Raw genomic sequence first — 15215 nt, forward strand, 5'->3', positions numbered from 1 at the left:
CCTCCAGATGCGCTCGACCCAGCAAATGAGCATTACACTGCCAATTGAAATGGCCACCTTGGTCAAAGCTAAAGTCGCCTCCGGCGAATATGCCACCGAAAGTGAAGTGATTCGCGACGGCCTGCGGGCCTTGCTGGCGCGCGACCGTGCCATGGAAGACTGGCTGCGCGACGAGGTGGTGCCTGCGGCTGCTGCCCTTGAGGCAGAGCCTGAGCGGGCCTTGTCCACCGAGCAGGTTCGCCAACACATGGCGGCTAGACGCCAGCGAAAAAACCCAGGTAAACCGTGAGCTACTCGGTGGTTTTCGCACCGCAAGCCCTGGCTCATCTCGATGCTCTTGAAGACTTCATCAGCGATGCAGCCTCTGCTGCAGTGGCTGCACGCTTTGTCGACAGGCTCATCAGCCACTGCGAAAGCTTTTCTCTGTTTCCCTTGCGTGGTACGCGCCGCGACGACCTGCTGGCTGACTTGCGCATCACGCATTACCGACACAGCACCGTCATTGCCTTTACGGTAAACACCGCGAACAAAACAGTGTCGATCCTCGGCGTGTTTTATGGAGGGCAACGCTATGCAGGGTTGCTTTAGCTTCGGCAGGGTTGAAGTCCACGGGTCCAATGCGTTCGGAATAGGCGAAACCTGCGCAACTTCGATACGAAAGCACTCGAAATACTTCTAAATCCTGCGGTTTAGTATAAATTGCGTGCAGCTTATTCAAGGCACTCAAGGAGGTTACCCGTGGCAACTCTGCAAACGAATACAATCCAGGCGCTGCATGAAAACCGTAACGCTCTCCTTGACGAATGGAACACCAGTCTTGAGGCTTCGGGTGCCACGCGTAACGTAAAGGGTGACGATGTCAAACAGCAGACCCGCGAATTCCTCGAACTGCTGAGCGCCGCCTTGCACCAGGGCGGCTCGCAAAATACCAAGCACGAAAACTGGGCGCAAACGCGAGTATTCCTGGAAAAGCTGTCCCACAGCCGTGCCCTGGCCGGGCAGGACTCGCAACAGACCGCCAGCTTCATTTTCGCCCTCAAGGGCCCCCTGTTTGCGTTGCTGCAACGTGAGTACGCCGAACAACCGGCGCAACTGGGCGAACAACTCTGGGAAATGTCCGAGCTGCTCGATGCACTGGGCATGCACACCATCCGCACCTTCCAGAAGTCCCGTGAGTCGGTGATCAAGCGCCAGCAGGAAGAACTGCTGGAACTCTCCACTCCGGTGGTCAAGCTGTGGGATGGCGTACTCGCCCTGCCGATGATCGGCACCCTGGATTCGCAACGCACCCAGGTCGTGATGGAATCGCTGCTGCAGCGGATCGTCGACACCGGCGCGGAGATCGCCATTATCGACATCACCGGCGTGCCAACCGTGGATACCCTGGTAGCCCAGCATCTGTTGAAAACCGTTACCGCCATCCGCTTGATGGGTGCCGATTGCATTATCAGCGGCGTGCGTCCGCAGATCGCCCAGACCATCGTGCACCTGGGCCTGGACCTTCAGGGTGTGGTGACCAAAGCCAACCTCGCCGATGCATTGGCCCTTGCGCTCAAACGCCTGGGTGTCAATATCACCAAGGCTGTTTAAGCATGGAACGCATCCCTATTTTGCAGATGGGCGAGTTTTTGCTCGTGACCATCCAGGTGGACATGCACGACCAACTCGCGCTGACCTTGCAGGACGACCTGTCCGAGCGTATCAGCCGCACCTCGGCGCGCGGCGTGCTTATCGATATCTCGGCGCTGGACATGGTCGACTCCTTCATCGGCCGCATGATCGGCACCATCTCCGGGTTGTCCCGGATCATGGATGCACAAACCGTACTGGTCGGCATGCAGCCTGCGGTCGCCATTACCCTGGTGGAGTTAGGCATGACCCTGCCCGGCGTCGCGACCGCACTCAACGTCGAGCGCGGCATGAAGCTGTTGCGCGACCGGGTAGAACACTCATGAACCAAGCCAGCAGCGGCACACACCCTGTGCTGATAGAACAGGACGTTGTGCTGGCTCGACAATTGGTACGCAGACTGGCCCAGGACTGCGGCATGCGCTTGATCGACCTGACCAAACTGGTCACGGCGGTCAGCGAGTTGGCGCGTAACACCGTGGTCTATGGCGGTGGTGGCTACATGGACTGGGCAGTGCTCGAGAAAGACCACCGCCCCGGCGTACGCCTCACGTTTCGCGACGAAGGGCCGGGCATTCCCGACCTCAAGCTGGCGATGACCGACGGCTGGACCTCCGGCGGTGGCCTGGGCCTTGGGCTCACCGGAGCCAAGCGCCTGGTGGACGAGTTTGAACTGGACACCGAGCCTGGCAAGGGTACCCGCGTGACGATCACCCGATGGGCCTGAATATTCCCAGCGCGCTCACGCACGTGCTGTTGATTGAAGATACCAGCCAGATCGGCCACGCCCGGCGCACGGCCCAGCACTTATCCGAGTCGCTGGGCTTCGATGAGACCGATGCGGGGCGCGTAGCGCTGGTCGCCACCGAGCTTGCCAGCAATATCCTCAAACATGCCACGCACGGTGAGTTGCACCTGCGCGCCACCGGCAACGGCGGCGTCGAAATGATCGCCATCGACCGTGGGCAGGGCTTTGATATCGACAGCGGGCTGGTGGACGGTTTTTCCACCGGGGGCACCCAGGGCATCGGACTGGGGGCAATATCGCGCCTGGCGCAGGTGTTCGATGCCCATGCCGATCAGCGTGGCGCAGCGATACTGGCCAGGCTGACGCCGCGTGCCGCAACGACCCGGGATATTCGCTATGGCGTCAGCCAGCACTCGCTGCATAACGACCCTCACTGCGGTGATGCCTGGCACCTGGCAATCGAGCCTGGGCGGTTCAGCGTAATGATGGCCGACGGGCTTGGCCATGGCGAATACGCCGAGCAGGCAGCCCGCGCGGGAGAGGAGGTGTTTGCACAGAATGCCTTCATGGATTCGACGGTATTGATGAGCGATATGCACATCGGCATGAACGGCACCCGTGGCGCCGCAATGGCGGTGGCCCAGTACGATGCCGTGGCCGAGACGCTCAGGTTTACCGGCATCGGCAATATCGGCGGCAGCCTGATCGGGCCTGGCAAGCCGCGCGGGCTGGCCTCCCACCCGGGTATCATCGGCGTGCAGTTTCGCAAGGCCCAACCCTTCGACTATGCTCAGGTGGCCGATCAGTTGCTGATCCTGTACAGCGACGGCCTGCAATCACGCTGGAATCTTTCGGACTATCCGGGGCTCGTCTACCGCCACCCCGCCCTGATTGCCGCCATCCTGCACCGTGACTTCTGCCGCGGCCGGGACGACGTTACTGTCTTCGTGATTGCCCTGGAGGCCATCGATGGCTGAAACCACCGCCTCGCTCGCCGCTGAAATCCAACGCCTGCGCCAGGAAGCGGATGCCCTGCGCGCGGAACTGGATGAAACCAACCAGGGCGTGCTGGCACTGTATGCCGAACTGGACATGCAAGCCGACCAACTGCGTGAGGCGTCAGACCTCAAGAGCCGTTTCCTGTCGTACATGAGCCATGAGTTCCGCACGCCCCTGGGCTCGATCCTGAGTATCACCAGCCTGCTTGCCGACGAACTGGACGGCCCGTTGAGCCCGGAGCAACACACCCAGGTCGGGTTTATCGCCAGCTCGGCGCGCGAATTGCGCGAGATGGTCGACGACTTGCTCGACCTGGCCAAGATCGAGGCCGGGCGCATCACTATTTCTCCGGCCTGGTTCGATATGTTCGACATGTTTTCGGCGCTGCGCGGAATGTTTCGCCCCATCGTGGACGCATCATCGGTCGACCTGATCTTCGAGAAGCCTTCCGGCCTGCCCAAGCTCTATACCGATGACAAAAAACTCGCGCAAATACTGCGCAATTTCATTTCCAACGCCCTGAAATTCACCCTGCAGGGCGAAGTGCGGGTCTCGGCGAGCATGGAGAGCGAACACGAGATCCGTTTTGCGGTGCAGGACACCGGCCTGGGCATACCCGCCGAGTTGCACAACAACCTGTTCGAAGACTTTTCCCAGATCGACTCGCCGCTGCAGAAACGTCTGCGCGGCACCGGCCTGGGCCTGTCACTGTGCAAGCGTTTTGCCCAGTTGCTGGGCGGCAGGGTCGGTGTTGAAAGCACACCCGGCGTAGGCTCGCTGTTCTTTGTAGTTATCCCTCTCTCCATTGCCAGCGAGAACGTCGATGAAACGTGACATCCAGCTGCTGATCGTCGACGACAATGCCGCCACGCGCTACGCCCTGCGCCGACGCCTCGAGCGCCATCACTACCTGGTGCTCGAAGCCGGCACGGGCCAGGAGGGGCTGGACCTGATCGCCACGGGAAAAATTGATGCGCTGATCCTCGACGTCAACCTGCCGGACATGAGTGGCTTCGACATCGTGCGCCGTTTGCGTACCGACCCGAACACCGCCTTGCTGCCGGTGGTGCACGTGTCGGCGGCGTCAATCGAGACCGGCGATATCATCACCGGCCTCAACGCCGGGGCTGACGCCTACCTGATCCACCCGGTCGACCCCGAGGTCCTGCTGGCGACGCTGCGCACCCTTTTGCGCGTGCGCGACACCGAATACGCGTTAAGGCAAAGCGAGGCACGCTTTCGAGAAATCTTCTTTAATATCAGCGCGCCGATTGCAGTGCTGGATGCGCAACTGAAGGTTCACGAGTGCAACCACGCGTTCGCCCAGTTGATTCACGACAACCTCAACCCCGATGCCCTGCTTGAGTGCTTCGCCGGCGACCAGTATGCAGTGATCCAGGAGCTGTGCCTGCGCCTGGCGGCCGGCGAACGCTGGAAAGGCACGTTGCAGATGAAAGTCGACGGCCAACTGCGCGAAACCGAATGGCAGATCTCGCCCTATGACCGTGCCGAGCTGAGCCTGGTATTTGTCGAGGACGTGACTGAATACCGCCATCGCGAGCGTCATCAACAGGCCGAACTCGCCAACGCGGCGACCCGCCTGGCACGCACTGAGGCGCAGCTGCTCCAGGCCCAGAAAATGGACGCCCTGGGCAAACTCACCGGCGGCATCGCCCACGATTTCAACAACCTGCTCACCGGTATCATCACCAGCCTGGAGCTGATCAAGAAGCGCATCGAAAGCCAGCGCACCGATAAGGTCCTGGGCTATGCGGACGCCGCACTCAGTTCAGCCCTGAGCGCCGCCGGCCTGACCAACCGCTTGCTCGCCTTCGCCCGCCAGCAGCCGTTGGACACGCGGCCCATCGATATCAACGCGCATATCCGCTCCCTGGAAGAGTTGCTGGTGCGCACCATCGGCGAACACATCACCTTGAAACTGGAGCTGACCAACAACGCTGCGGTGGCGATGGTCGACCCGATCCAGTTGGAAAGTGCAGTGCTGAACCTGGTAATCAACGCCCGCGATGCGCTGCCCAAAGGCGGCAACATCTGGGTGACCACCTACCCTGCGTACTCCAACGGCAACCTCAAGCTGGAAGACGGTCCCTACATTGCGCTGTCGGTACGCGATAACGGCGTGGGCATCGAGCACAGCGTCATCGACAAGGTGTTCGATCCCTTCTTCACCACCAAGCCAGTGGGCCAGGGCACCGGCCTGGGCCTGTCGACCATCTACGGTTTCGCCCGTCAGTCCGGCGGCGATGCGCAGATCCGCAGCGTCACCCGCCAGGGCACTGAAGTGACGATCATGCTTCCGGCCGCGGAAGGTCCTGCCTCGGTGACCACCAAGACGTTGGCAAAACCGGGCAAGAGCAACGGGGAACACATACTCATCGTCGAAGACATGCCTTCGGTGCGCAGCTTTGTCGCCGAAGTACTGGCAGACGCCGGTTACCGCTGCAGCCTGGCCGCCGACGGTGACGAAGCAATTGCCTGCTTGGAGACTGACCTGACGATCAATCTGCTGCTCACCGATGTCGGCCTGCCCTACATGACCGGCCGCGAACTGGCGGACTTCGCCCGTGGCCTGCGCAACGATTTGCCGATCCTGTTCATGACGGGCTACGCCGAGAATGCAGCGAATCGGCAAAACTTCCTGGGTGAACGCATGGACCTGATCACCAAGCCGTTCCATATCGATGAACTGCTCGAGAGGATTCGCCAGGGCCTGGAAGCAAAGCCTTAGCGCCGTTGAATGGGCAGACAAGTGGCGAATGTTGACGATGTTGCGGTCGGCACCCTTGAGTTTCCGATAAGCAGGCGCGACCGAGCATTTGAGGAATTGTCTGACGCGGTTAACAGACGCGCCCTTCTATAAGAAGCTTGAAGGTATGATGCCTAACACATACAGTTCTGCGCGTACTCCGACCAAGCTGCAGCTTGATCAGGTATCACTATTCACTTGAGTTGGACGCCATGAACACATTCCCTTCGGAGGCTCCGATGGCCACCATCAAGAAAGTCGATAAGCCGCGCAAAAAAGGTCGTCAGCGAAGACCTGACGTTTCTCGATGTTCGGCAAGCCGCACGCGATGGCCAGAAAATCTTCGACCCCTTTGTGATCAACTGTAATGAGCCCTGACGCTCACAGTCACACTGAATAGAGATCATTTCTTCGCACGCTGCACAGCGATACGTTTGGGCGTGGCATCGATTGCACTGATGATTACTATCGAACCGAGCGCCTGCTCAATTACTACAACTGGTTTCTATAATCGGCTCCAAATTCCCTCCCCCTCGCCTGACTTCAGGCGACGCTCACCCCGGAACTGAACACCATGCCAAATGCCAGCCAGGCCCCTCGCGGCCTTCCCGAACATAATCAACAGAGTGTCAAACAGCAGTGGTTGGCGATTCTTTCGGTCGCCGTGGGCGCGTTCGCCCTGGTGACCAGCGAGTTTCTGCCTGTGGGCGTGCTCAACGACGTCGCCAGCGACCTCGGCATCAGCGCCGGCCACGCGGGCCTGATGGTGACCCTGCCGGGCATCATGGCCGCCCTCGCGGCGCCGCTGCTGTCGGTGATCATTGGCAAGATGGATCGCCGCTACCTGCTGATCGGCCTGACATTGGTCATGATCATCGCCAACCTGGTGGTGTCTTTGGCCAGCGACTTCAGCCTGCTGCTGTTCGGGCGCGTGTTGCTGGGCATCAGCATCGGTGGTTTCTGGGCGACGGCCATCGCCCTCAGCGGCCGCCTGGCCCCCAGGGGAGTGGACGTCGCGAAAGCCACCTCGATCATCATGATGGGCGTGACCCTGGCCACCGTACTGGGCGTGCCGGTCGGTACCTGGTTGAGTGGCCTGATGGGCTGGCGCATGACCTTCCTGGTCACCGCGCTGCTGGGCGTACCGGTACTGCTGGCGCAGGTCTTCCTGTTGCCTCGACTCTACCCGGAGAAGGCCATCCTCGTGCGTGACTTGCCGGCGTTGTTTATCAACCCACGTGCCCGAGTCGGACTGATCGCCGTGTTGCTGATCGGCCTCGCGCACTTTGCCGCCTACACCTACGTCGCGCCGTTCTTCAAGAACAGCGCAGGCTTCGACGGGCCGACGATCGGCTCGCTGTTGCTGATGTTTGGCGTGGCCGGTGTGGCAGGTAACATTTTTGCCGGTTTCGCCGCCAATCGCAGCGTGCGTCACACCCTGCTGCTGGTCGCGCTGATGATTGGCACCAGCACCGCCCTGTTCCCCTACTTCGCCACCGGCATGATCGGCGCCACGATGCTGATCGCGCTGTGGGGCTTCGCCTTCGGCGCCTTCCCGGCGTGCGCCAGCATCTGGATGTTCGTGGTCGCGCCCCAGGACGTGGAACGTGGCATGCCGTTATTCGTTGCGCTGTTCCAGGTGATCATTGCGCTGGGGTCGTTCTTTGGTGGACAGATCGTTGACCACCTGGGCACTTCGGTGCTGTTGAGCCTGGCCACAGCGTTGGTGGGCGTAGGCTTCGTCACCGTGTTGGTGCTGGGTCGTAACATCAGCAATCGCCTGGCGGCGCAGCCAGCCTGACCAGACAACACACTAAAAAGCCTGCCGAGCATTGATCGTTCCCACGCTCCGCGTGGGAATGCATCCCGTGACGCTCCGCGTCACTATTACGCAGGTGCCGGATTTTGCGCTGAAAGCAGGACGCTCCGCGTCCTGGGCGGCATTCCCACGCAGAGCGTGGGAACGATCATGTAAAAAGCCTGCTGAGCATTGAGCTCGGCAGGTTTTTTTTGTTTCAGCGTCCGGTCCTGAATAAGGTGTAAGCCTTATGACCTGTCTTCAGGAGCACTCAACGGATACGGGAAAAGACGTAGTCAGCGTGATTACACGCTCGCTTTTAAAGTCGTAAGCGGCTATTTCGGAAAGGCTTGGTAACGAGAATTCCCGCAGTGAAACTTGAGCATCCAGGCCGCTAAGCTAGCCTCAAAAGAGTCGCCGGTTTGGCGACGTACTTGCCAGGGAGCTTATATGCCAACGAGATATCGCGACGCGGTCACAGGAGAATACGTGACAGAAGGTGAGGCAAAAAAAAGGCCGCGGGAGACGGTCAAGGAAACGGATAAAAAGCCGCCAGCCAAACCGAAGGGTAAAAAGTAGGATCAAAGAATGAAAGCGATTGCCGTATGTCCAGACAGACTTGCCAAAGGGACGCACCTCATCCAATGTAATGACCAACGTCATTACAGGAGGACTTTTCCCATGGCATCTATCAACGTTCGTATTGATGACGACCTGAAAGCGCGCGCCTATCTCGAATTGGAGAAGCTCGGCGTCACGCCCTCCGAGCTGATGCGTCAGGCGCTGCAGTACGTCGCCGAGCGTGGTCAGCTGCCATTCAAGCCCGTGCTGATGACGCAAGAGGATGAGGCCTTGATGGCCACGGTACGTGAACGCTTGGCATCTCCCCAGCGAGTGAAGGTCTCGTTAGATGACCTATAGCCTTGATTTTGATGCACGCGCATTGAAGGAATGGCAAAAACTCGGCGACACTCTCCGCCAGCAGCTCAAGAAGAAGCTGGTGGAGATTCTGAACAACCCCCGCAACGAAGCCAATCGCCTGCATGGACTCCCTGACTGCTACAAGATCAAATTACGCAGTAGCGGCTACAGACTGATCTATCAAGTGATCGATCAGGAAATTACCGTCGTCGTGGTGGCCGTGGATAAGCGGGAGCATGATCAGGCCTATCGCAAGGCGAATGAGCGCTTGAGCTAACCGTGGGTTGATAGCCCAAAAGACGCCCCAAACGGAAAAGCCCCGTAGCTTATGCAGCTACGGGGCTTTTTCATGTAATGGCGGAGAGATAGGGATTCGAACCCGACCTGCACACCCCACACCCCGCTCCAGGCCGCAATTGTATTGTGTTTTGGGTGGACGGCAAGGGCAGAAACGGTCTACAGCGGCCTGAGTTTTGCCCTAAATTTGCCCTAAGACTGAGCGCGCATATGGAAGCCGCATTGCGAGACTCAATGCAAGCGTGTCATCCGCCACAATGCACACAACCGTAGACAGTTCGAGTTCCCATGTCGTCCGATGACGAATCGGACGCAGCCTTAACGCTATCGCTGATCGCAAAAAGCGGAGCGGCCGATCTGCATGCTATTTCCAAGCAATCTGCAATCTGGCGGACCACTGCTATGCTTCGCTATTTTCGACGGAGCAGTGCACATGTCAGGGGAATACTCATTACCGGATTTGCTCGAAAGAATGTACGACGATCAGCTTGCGTTGGAAGCTGCCGTGATGGAATTGGCCCTCCAAAGCGAGAAACAAGGCTTGAGCGAGGTCGGTGATAACGTACGTGGTGCTCTGTTCGTGATCGGTGAAAACGCCGGCTACATCAAACAGGGCTTAGCCAAGCTCAAGGGCTCGAGTTCCGGCCAAGCCTAAGCGATCTCAAGTTTGCAGCCGGTAATCCCAACGCGAGCAGCGCAAGGTGCTCGCAGGCAGCAATCGGCCAATAGCACACACTCAAGTATCGACTATGCTTGGGGCGATTCAGCCCTATACCTGAAGGACCTAAACAATGGGGTACCTTGTCGTTGCTCATGCGATGAATGCGATGCCGGAGCTAGAACCACTTTCTACCTTACCGATGAGCATTGGATGGTCATTGCATCAGGATGAAAGCGCCACGTCGTTCTACTTAGACACGTTCAAAGCTGGCGAAGAGCGGAAATGGCCCTTTACGTCTATGCCACCTATCAAGGATGTACCGCTTGAGCTCCCTCAAGAATTGGCAGCCCTATCGCGGATATACAAAGTGCTTAAGGATGCTCAGCTAGCCGACTACTTCAAGAGAGCTTTCCTGAATGTGAATTTAGCGCTAAGTAAAAGCCTTCAATTACACGTTTGCAGCTTTTGCACGGATGACGACGGGCTGGATTTTGTGTGTGTATCGTCGAATGGTGAACTGCAAAGGCTGCGTTGCGTTTGCGGTGATCTGGATATCACCTACGAGCTTGGGACGGTCATGATCCAGCCGCTTCTGATAGATGGCGTTGAAGGCACCGACGCAAGTGGTCTGCATGACCCAGAGAGCGGCATTCACGTCTTGAGTCGCAATATAACGCCCTCGTCGTTACTGCATGCGGTGGCTTCAGCAGAAATCACTCGCTTTCTACAAGCAGAAAGCCCCCCTCTGGGTCTAGGTAGCTTCGATGGTATGGACGTCGCACCGATAAAGATTGCAGGCTCTGAGATCGCCTCGCTAGCGCCAAAGGTGGTTTCTCAGAAGGCGTGGTGGAGGCGGTGGTAGTCGGATCGACGCCTTCGACCCAAGCCAGGAGGATTTTTCGGCGAAAAGTAGTCAATTATCAGCATCGAAAAATTGGGGCCGATAATGAGTTGTCAATTTTCAAAAAGCTATCCGTCACGATAGGCTGCAATCGGCCCAGAGTGTGTAAAAACACAATGGTGTACTGTCGGTGCGCTGTGACTTCGCAGTTATCAACACTAACAAAGCTGCTTGCAGTCGGATTTGGCGTAGTATCGAGCGCTAACAATATATGAGAACGACGGAGAAGGCCTATGGGAGGAAGTGGTATAGAGTTGCGCATGGGGATCTTACGGGATGCCGCCAATCGACAAATCCTCAAGCCCTTATCGTCTCATGGCTGGATTTCAACGATTGCGGAAGAGTCTGAAGAGGGTGAGTACCTCGTTATCGTTGCTGAGAAAGCCGGCAAAAAGCATGCGGTGGCTCTCATGTACACCTCAGCAACCGATAATCGTCATTACAAAGCCCTTGAAGGTAAAGTCAGCCACATTTTTACGAATGGTCAGCTCTACCACGTTGAAGATTTCGCACGTGGAATATCGATCCCAGTGTCATACGTGGGAGACTTTTTTCCTTTACTGGTCCAGTGGAACAGAGAACTTGATCCTGCAAAAGTAGGTAGAAAAGCTCCGGCTCCGAACAAGGCATTCAAAAGAATAGTGTCAGAGAGTCCGCTGGCAGGCATTTGGTCGCACCTAAATCAATATTCCAGTTTAGAGCTAGCTAGGAAGCTTGTAGTGCGACGATCTGAACGAGATGGGGTCATATTAACTGATTGCCAGGTGCAGTCCAAGGCGTCTGGTATAGCGTTTGCGTTAGGTAACGCCGCTGACTATTACAAAGGTGCGCCGCATGAGAGTCTTAACAAGCGAGTCTTAAGTCTCTATTACGGAACCCTGAGCTTAGCCTTCGCGGAAATCCTAGCAACACCTAGCGGGCCTGCTGATTTGGACGAGCTAGAGGGAATGACTAAGCAGGGACATGGGCTTTTCGCACTTGCATCGGAGACAGGTAGCTTTGGTGACTTAAACGTAGGGGTCCTAGCGACTGGCTTCTTCCCGCAATGGGTCAGCTTTTTAGGTTACGACACCTCTTTTTTTCCTAAAGCAAAGGCTAAAACCTCAAGTGATCTAGAGAATACAACGAAGTATCCTCCGCAATCTTTCGCGTCGTTGTCAGTTCTGCTATCAGCGATACCCGAGCTCGAAGATCTCTTTATGCAAGTTTACGATAATGAGCCGGCGTGGGTTACTCCCTATATAGATATAACAGACCTAGACGCTCAACACGGTTCATCTTCAGCAAGCAGTTACATATCTCTTTTAGATTGTTCTCAGAGACTATCCGAAGCAAGAATCGCTTCTCAGAACTGGCCATTTGCCGAGCTGACCAAGGTTAAGACCTCCGAAGCAGGTAGCGTCTATCGCGTTCGAGTAGATCATCCAGGATTAGATTACTGGCATGAAGCCTTGCTGTTGCACAAGAGTCCTTATCTGAGTAGTCCTGCTTTAATTTTGCCTGTACTAGGAGGTGTACAAGAATACAGAGTGACCTCTCTCGCCATCCTGTATTCGCTGTCCATTTTAGTCAGGTACATGCCTGGATCATGGAGGCGTGTAGAGGGCGGAGATTGGGATCAGCATTTAGGTGTTATGCGCGCGGTACTTGACGTGTTCGAGAGAATTCTACCTCAGGAATTCCTTGAGAGTATTTTGGGAGAGGATGTTTATACCAGTTTGCCAGGTGGCTTCGGCTAATGCACTCACTTTAATGCAACTTCAGTGTGAAAATACTGTTATTAAGATGAATATCACCGCCTGCTTTTGACCGGCTTCTGCCTTTCACTACCGGCAGCTTAGGGTCGATAATGCCGTCCACGAAATATCAGTTCAACATTACCGGCCAGATACATGGTAGGACAACGAAGTTTTGGTGCGAGCTGTGTGAAGTCACTGTCACATCGAAATTACTGATGTCACTTCCACATATCTGAACTTCTTCCTCGCAGCCTTGATAGCCTCCTGCTCTGCCAGGAGCGTGCTCAGCGTATGAGCCTCATGGATTATCTCATACGTTTCACCTTCGAATTCATTTCCTACACGCAGCGTGACTTTCAGCCTAGGGGTGAAGCGTTTTGAGACTTTCTTTTTCGCAGCTTTAATCGGCTCCTCCACCACGACGTCCAGGAAAATGTCATGCTTGTACGATTTGGGTACTGGCGCAGGCGGTTCGGCCTGCCCAAATAACGCCCGGCGCATCTCTTGTTCAGTAAGTTCTGTATTCATCATTTTTCTCAAAAAGCCTGATGTGTCAGGTAACTGATTCTAACCCAGTCCACGGCTATGCTTGAACTTTACCGAAAAAAGTGAAGCAAAATGGCGACGGAACACTCACTGTCAGACCTATTGGAAAGGTTTTATGAAAATCAGTTGGCGCTGGAGGCCGCGCTGCGGAAAGCCGTCGAGAGTCGCAGACGGCCTTCTCTGCCTAAGAATCTAGCTAGCCATCAGCAAGCCGCATGATGGGAAATATTAATTTATTTGATCTCCACCTACCTAGGCTCGAGTAAATTACTTTTTCTCACGTATAGGTTAGCCTTTATCACCGGTATGAATTTTCACTTTCCTTAATGCTGCTAGAGATGTCATTCTGCCTGCACCGAAAACCAATGGAAGAACAGAGAATGCTATTCAGTCACATGAGTGCAGTTGAAGATAAAATACTAGCCAGCTCAAAGATAAGTGCAAACAGTGGTCATAGCTTGCATAAAGGCACTCCACGCGAGGCATTTATTAAAGAATTTCTTGAAGCTCATCTTCCGTCAACGGTCGCAATCGGAACCGGAGAAATCATAGACTCCTCATCTATCCCAAACGAACCTCGAAACCAGTTTGATATAGTTATTTACCGAAAAGACTTTCCTAAGCTGGATCTCGGCGGTGGAATCTGTGCATTCCTTGTTGAGTCAGTTATAGCCACAATAGAAGTCAAGTCCACACTTGACGAGCAAGGGCTTGAGCAAGCAATAAAAGCAGCTCGAAATGCTAAAAAGCTAACTCCTCACGTATTCAAATTCATTCAGATAGGCTATGCACTTCCGGCAATAGTGAATTTCGTAGTCGCTTACGCCGGACCAGCAAAACTCGAAACAACTTACAACTGGATAAAAAACACGCACCAAGCTCTGCACATAGAGTCACCACAAGTTAAGTTTCCTGAGCGATTTGATACACCCTCTCCTTCTATAGACGGAGTGTTTATTCTTAAAAGTGGCTTCTTACACTTCGACAACATACCCGACTCAATGACCCCATCGAATCTCAGAGATTCCCACCCATACTCTAACTGGGTATTAACGAAGTCCGAACAGGGGACTCTTCTATACTTTTTCTTTCTACTGAGTAATTTATGCATCCACAGCGCTAGCTTCGCAATAAACGCTGAGAAGTACCTAACGAGCATCCCTAAAGAGGAATTCCAATTACTCCCCTAAAACGAAAATCTCAAAGCCCTTCGTGCTGACACTCGAGCACGCGAGGGAATGGATTGACCCCAAGGCTTACACCTGCCCAGGCTAACGAAATTCCTAAGGAATGCTGTCAGTCTGCAGATGAATTCGATAGGTAGGCCGTTGCCAACGGCTATTGGAAATGTGAAAGCCAAGGAGCTGATTTATGCTGCCAGTACTGCCCAACTCTATATACTAAGATCAGATCAGCTTCCCTACATAACTGGCCTTCAATTCATGAATTATAAGGAGGTTTCGTGGAGGATATCGCAAAAGCCCTAGCCGACTGGAAAGCAGATCTCTGTTACGAGATTGACGTCGGCGGTCTTTTCTCAAGAAACAAACTAGTACACAAATGGAAGGCCCCGTGGCGCAGCTTACTCCTGCGAGAGTCAGTCGCATGGCGATTACAGGATTTACTTGCGCAATCTTACCACCTTCATAACTCTTCTCATTCGCTGGGCGCACGAATTTTACTTCGAAGCGCATTCGAGACTATTGCAGTCCTTATCCATCTAAATCGAAGTATGCGCCAAGTAGTTGCTGGCAATATGAGTTTCCATGAATTTTCCGATCACTCAACAAAGCTTTTAATGGGGTCACGAGACGATAGCACGCCTCACAAATCCATCAATATTTTAACGATACTTGAAAAGGCTGATAAACGCTATCCCGGCATTTTTAAATGGTACAGCGCACTCTCAGAAAGCGCACACCCCAACTACGAAGGTATGTTATTCGGCTACTCAGAAAAAAGCGATCAGAGCCAAGTTACTATTTTCAGCAATCGATGGATAGCGCTATACGGCAACAGTCACCTCGACGCTATTCGCGCCTGCATAGATGTATTTTACTCGGAGTATAACGTAGAGTCACCGTCAGCTTTCGAATGTCTTGAACATTGGATAGAAAATAACGATTCAAAACTGGAAGCAACAAAACCTTTAGAAAAAAGCAAAACTCAAACTTCGAAACCCAATCAACCCAATTAAACCTCATAGATT

The 15215-nt window shown here is 55.0% G+C and carries 17 protein-coding genes; 16 read left to right on the top strand and 1 reads right to left on the bottom strand.

The features are described from left to right. The first annotated feature begins 7 nt into the window (after positions 1–7). The 14 genes from BFP90_RS19165 to BFP90_RS19230 all read left to right on the top strand — a co-directional run bounded on the left by BFP90_RS19165 (position 8) and on the right by BFP90_RS19230 (position 12460). Complete coding sequence (locus BFP90_RS19165) at positions 8–289, top strand: type II toxin-antitoxin system ParD family antitoxin (protein WP_065897751.1); 282 nt, start codon at positions 8–10, stop codon at positions 287–289. Next, entirely contained in the window at positions 286–588 is a 303-nt protein-coding gene (locus BFP90_RS19170; protein ID WP_065897716.1) for a type II toxin-antitoxin system RelE/ParE family toxin, read from the top strand. Before BFP90_RS19165 ends, BFP90_RS19170 begins: the two co-directional genes overlap by 4 nt. A 150-nt stretch (positions 589–738) precedes the next feature. Continuing rightward, positions 739–1590: an STAS domain-containing protein gene (locus BFP90_RS19175; protein WP_065897717.1), complete on the top strand. Its 852-nt coding sequence runs from the start codon at positions 739–741 to the stop codon at positions 1588–1590. Positions 1591–1592: 2 nt separating this feature from the next. Beyond that, complete coding sequence (locus BFP90_RS19180) at positions 1593–1955, top strand: STAS domain-containing protein (RefSeq protein WP_017254285.1); 363 nt, start codon at positions 1593–1595, stop codon at positions 1953–1955. After that, complete coding sequence (locus BFP90_RS19185; protein WP_065886285.1) at positions 1952–2356, top strand: anti-sigma regulatory factor; 405 nt, start codon at positions 1952–1954, stop codon at positions 2354–2356. Before BFP90_RS19180 ends, BFP90_RS19185 begins: the two co-directional genes overlap by 4 nt. Continuing rightward, on the top strand, positions 2347–3354 hold the full coding sequence (locus BFP90_RS19190) for an ATP-binding protein (protein WP_083203279.1): 1008 nt from the start codon (positions 2347–2349) through the stop codon (positions 3352–3354). Before BFP90_RS19185 ends, BFP90_RS19190 begins: the two co-directional genes overlap by 10 nt. Continuing rightward, the gene (locus tag BFP90_RS19195) at positions 3347–4210 is read left to right on the top strand and encodes a sensor histidine kinase (protein WP_065897718.1); all 864 of its coding nucleotides are present in this window, start codon (positions 3347–3349) and stop codon (positions 4208–4210) included. The genes BFP90_RS19190 and BFP90_RS19195 overlap by 8 nt, the downstream gene beginning before the upstream one ends. Next, positions 4200–6125, top strand: a complete 1926-nt coding sequence (locus BFP90_RS19200) for a response regulator (RefSeq protein WP_065893491.1) — start codon at positions 4200–4202, stop codon at positions 6123–6125. The genes BFP90_RS19195 and BFP90_RS19200 overlap by 11 nt, the downstream gene beginning before the upstream one ends. A gap of 592 nt (positions 6126–6717) precedes the next feature. After that, entirely contained in the window at positions 6718–7944 is a 1227-nt protein-coding gene (locus tag BFP90_RS19205) for an MFS transporter (RefSeq protein WP_065893490.1), read from the top strand. A 678-nt stretch (positions 7945–8622) separates the two neighbouring features. Further along, complete coding sequence (locus tag BFP90_RS19210) at positions 8623–8862, top strand: type II toxin-antitoxin system RelB/DinJ family antitoxin (RefSeq protein WP_065886281.1); 240 nt, start codon at positions 8623–8625, stop codon at positions 8860–8862. Continuing rightward, complete coding sequence (locus tag BFP90_RS19215) at positions 8852–9139, top strand: type II toxin-antitoxin system RelE family toxin (RefSeq protein WP_065893489.1); 288 nt, start codon at positions 8852–8854, stop codon at positions 9137–9139. Before BFP90_RS19210 ends, BFP90_RS19215 begins: the two co-directional genes overlap by 11 nt. Positions 9140–9592: 453 nt before the next feature. Continuing rightward, positions 9593–9814 carry a hypothetical protein gene (locus BFP90_RS19220; RefSeq protein WP_065897719.1) on the top strand — a complete coding sequence of 74 codons (222 nt, stop codon included), beginning with the start codon at positions 9593–9595 and terminating at the stop codon, positions 9812–9814. 136 nt (positions 9815–9950) lie between these two features. Beyond that, complete coding sequence (locus BFP90_RS19225; RefSeq protein ID WP_065897720.1) at positions 9951–10682, top strand: hypothetical protein; 732 nt, start codon at positions 9951–9953, stop codon at positions 10680–10682. A 272-nt stretch (positions 10683–10954) separates the two neighbouring features. Continuing rightward, entirely contained in the window at positions 10955–12460 is a 1506-nt protein-coding gene (locus BFP90_RS19230; RefSeq protein ID WP_065897721.1) for a YaaC family protein, read from the top strand. Between the two features lie 198 nt (positions 12461–12658). Here BFP90_RS19230 and BFP90_RS19235 read toward each other — a convergent pair whose 3' ends face one another. Next, positions 12659–12988 (bottom strand): hypothetical protein, encoded by a 330-nt coding sequence (locus BFP90_RS19235; protein WP_065897722.1) that lies wholly within the window; start codon positions 12986–12988, stop codon positions 12659–12661. 413 nt (positions 12989–13401) lie between these two features. On the opposite strand from BFP90_RS19235, the gene BFP90_RS19240 reads away from it, so the two are divergent. Next, positions 13402–14196, top strand: coding sequence for a DUF6602 domain-containing protein (locus BFP90_RS19240; RefSeq protein WP_176718058.1), 795 nt, complete (start codon positions 13402–13404; stop codon positions 14194–14196). Between the two features lie 272 nt (positions 14197–14468). Further along, positions 14469–15203, top strand: a complete 735-nt coding sequence (locus BFP90_RS27620; protein WP_083203281.1) for a hypothetical protein — start codon at positions 14469–14471, stop codon at positions 15201–15203. Positions 15204–15215 lie beyond the last annotated feature (12 nt).

Source organism: Pseudomonas sp. 24 E 13 (assembly GCF_900004715.1).
GTDB lineage: Bacteria > Pseudomonadota > Gammaproteobacteria > Pseudomonadales > Pseudomonadaceae > Aquipseudomonas > Aquipseudomonas orientalis_A.